This window comes from Shigella sp. FC1544, from assembly GCF_001722145.1.
Classification (GTDB): domain Bacteria; phylum Pseudomonadota; class Gammaproteobacteria; order Enterobacterales; family Enterobacteriaceae; genus Escherichia; species Escherichia coli.
On sequence record NZ_MECT01000225.1, the window covers coordinates 1 to 2,346 of the forward strand.

Below are 2,346 nucleotides of genomic sequence, written 5' to 3' on the forward strand. Positions count from 1 at the left end.
CCGTCGACCGTCCGGCACGGTCCATCACAGTGATAAAGGTTCTCAGTATGTATCGCTGGCCTACACACAGCGGCTTAAGGAAGCCGGATTACTGGCATCAACAGGAAGTACAGGCGACTCGTATGACAACGCGATGGCGGAGAGCATCAATGGTCTTTACAAAGCGGAGGTAATACACCGTAAGAGCTGGAAAAACCGTGCAGAAGTGGAACTGGCCACACTCACGTGGGTGGACTGGTATAACAATCGACGATTGCTGGAAAGGCTGGGCCATACTCCTCCGGCAGAAGCAGAAAAAGCTTATTATGCTTCCATCGGAAACGATGATCTGGCAGCCTGAGTTCACAGATAAAACACTCTCCAGGAAACCCGGGGCGGTTCACTCGCACCTCCGCAGTCCTCAAACAAGTCTGGCTGGTAGCTGTAAACAGACTTCGTACATACCGCTCTGCAATAAATCCCCGTAGCACAGGCCTCACAGAACTTCTTCCCATGAAAAAACTGCTCACACATCACACAATGCCACTCCAGCACGACCGGTAATGGTGATAAAAACATCGCCATATCCTCAATGTAAGGGTGGGACTTTTCCGGATTCAGCACCACACAGTCCGCCTTCTGTTGCTCGCTCAGGGCATGTAAATCGTGCTCAAACCATGCCCCCTGAGCATCTGTCTGCAGAATTAACCGGCCATGACAGGAAAGGCAGAAACAATGCCGGATATTTCTGCTGAGCGCAGAGTCGGCACTGATAATGTGCTCACCCGGCGTGATCCCCAGCCCCGTTTTTATACCGTTCATTCTGCTACCCCCTCCTCACTGAAGCGCCCGGTCTGGCAGTGTGTGCAGTACCGCTCCCCATAATAATCGTGGTGACATTGTCTGCAGTGCCAGCTGGCTTTACGCACCACGGGTAAGGCATCCGGGACGAATTGCTGCAGACGTTTAATCAACCGTATTTCTCTGCGTTCCGGCCTGACATAAGGACATTGCTGCGCGTGCTCCGTCAGCCCGTCGTCAGTGTGTTCAAACCAGAGCCGTTCGGTGTCGTATTGCGGGTGGTATCTGAGTGCACTGCCGCAAAGGTGGCAGGTGTAGTGGGCATAAGGAGCAGTCTGTGCGGTACGGGCACCGATCAGACGTCCGTTGCCATCAAGTGCGAGAAAAGATTTTGCGTACATAGTATATGTTCCTCTGCGCCAGACGACACGCAGGCAACAGCCGTCCCGGTACTGGCAGCGTGGTCAGGTGTGAATGGCGGTTTTCAGTTCAGTCTCAGAAGGGAAAATCAGTGTGGTCGCTGTGAACACGTCATCACACTAAGGTCAGATAAGTCGTCTGTCGGGCTCAGCCACGACTGCAGCCAAAGTTGCGCTCACCGGTGCCGTAAGCTTTGGTACTCTCCTTCGCCAGATAGTCAGCACGCTCCAGCACCTGCTGAAAGCCGGTGTCATCATCGCGTTCCAGCCACACCGCCGGCCTGACCGGAAAATGCGCCAGCGTGGTATGATCTCCGGTATCCACTCCCAGGGCACTGCACCACGCCTGTTTAATCATCCCGGCCAGTGATCCCGGAGCGCGGTAATCGCCGGCACGACACCAGGTATCCCGGTTGACCAGCAGCATCAGGTGATAGTGTTTTTTACCTTTGCACTCCCCAAACTCCCGGGCCCAGACGTAATGCAGGGTTGTGGGATGCACGCGTTTACCTTCCCGATGCTTACGTTTCTGGTAAGCGTCGATTCGGGCTTTCAGGGCATTGATGAAGCGGGATATCACAGCTGCGTCCGTTGCTGCCGGTACATCCGGGAGACGCAGGTCAACCCGCAATGCCGTCAGGCGGGGATGAACATTCAGTGCGTGCCGCACCGTCTCACGAATACGTTGCTGCCAGAAGGGGTTGTATTTGTAGGTCATGGTTAAATCTCCGTATGGTTCATACGGAATAGCCACGTCGTAAAAAATACGCAGAGTCCCTGAAGTGACCTCCGGCAGGACACTGTCTCAGGCACTCTGTGATAACCCGAACGGTCGTCTCCGGACTGACGATTGAATTCCCGGCGTTGTTTTTTTAATGTAAAAAACCGGTTACGGATAAGGCGTGGAGAGGGAGCGATCGTGATACGCAAAAAGAAGTGCAGGGACTGTGGTAACGCAATTACTCATAATACAGTATGTTGCCCGTATTGTGGCGCTGTCGACCCCTTCGGTTATTATCGGAAGACCGATCGTCTGCTCTGTTTACTGGTAAGCTTCCGGGGAACTCATATTGACGCGTTTTTCAGGCGCGCGTCATCGGCGGCGCATACGAACGCTCGTGGTTTGATAACGGTTGATTTATTTTGT

4 protein-coding genes are annotated in these 2,346 nt (G+C 53.7%); 1 reads left to right on the top strand and 3 read right to left on the bottom strand.

What is annotated here, in order from left to right; genetic code table 11:
- Nucleotides 1-340 (top strand): integrase core domain-containing protein (locus BGK49_RS12675; RefSeq protein ID WP_032232706.1); only part of this gene is annotated, 340 nt, incomplete at its 5' end.
- A gap of 2 nt (nt 341-342) precedes the next feature.
- Here BGK49_RS12675 and BGK49_RS12680 read toward each other — a convergent pair.
- The 3 genes from BGK49_RS12680 to BGK49_RS12690 form a co-directional block, all read right to left on the bottom strand.
- The gene (locus tag BGK49_RS12680) at nt 343-801 is read right to left on the bottom strand and encodes a putative zinc ribbon protein (RefSeq protein WP_001013309.1); all 459 of its coding nucleotides are present in this window, start codon (nt 799-801) and stop codon (nt 343-345) included.
- Nucleotides 798-1,181 carry a putative zinc ribbon protein gene (locus tag BGK49_RS12685; RefSeq protein WP_000270997.1) on the bottom strand — a complete coding sequence of 128 codons (384 nt, stop codon included), beginning with the start codon at nt 1,179-1,181 and terminating at the stop codon, nt 798-800. Before BGK49_RS12685 ends, BGK49_RS12680 begins: the two co-directional genes overlap by 4 nt.
- A 166-nt stretch (nt 1,182-1,347) precedes the next feature.
- Nucleotides 1,348-1,917 carry an inovirus Gp2 family protein gene (locus BGK49_RS12690; RefSeq protein WP_000221546.1) on the bottom strand — a complete coding sequence of 190 codons (570 nt, stop codon included), beginning with the start codon at nt 1,915-1,917 and terminating at the stop codon, nt 1,348-1,350.
- Nucleotides 1,918-2,346 lie beyond the last annotated feature (429 nt).

Excerpts from the sequence above, each read along its gene's own strand:
- BGK49_RS12680 (WP_001013309.1), bottom strand. The coding sequence starts at position 801 with ATGAACGGTATAAAAACGGGGCTGGGGATCACGCCGGGTGAGCACATT.
- BGK49_RS12685 (WP_000270997.1), bottom strand. The coding sequence starts at position 1,181 with ATGTACGCAAAATCTTTTCTCGCACTTGATGGCAACGGACGTCTGATC.
- BGK49_RS12690 (WP_000221546.1), bottom strand. The coding sequence starts at position 1,917 with ATGACCTACAAATACAACCCCTTCTGGCAGCAACGTATTCGTGAGACG.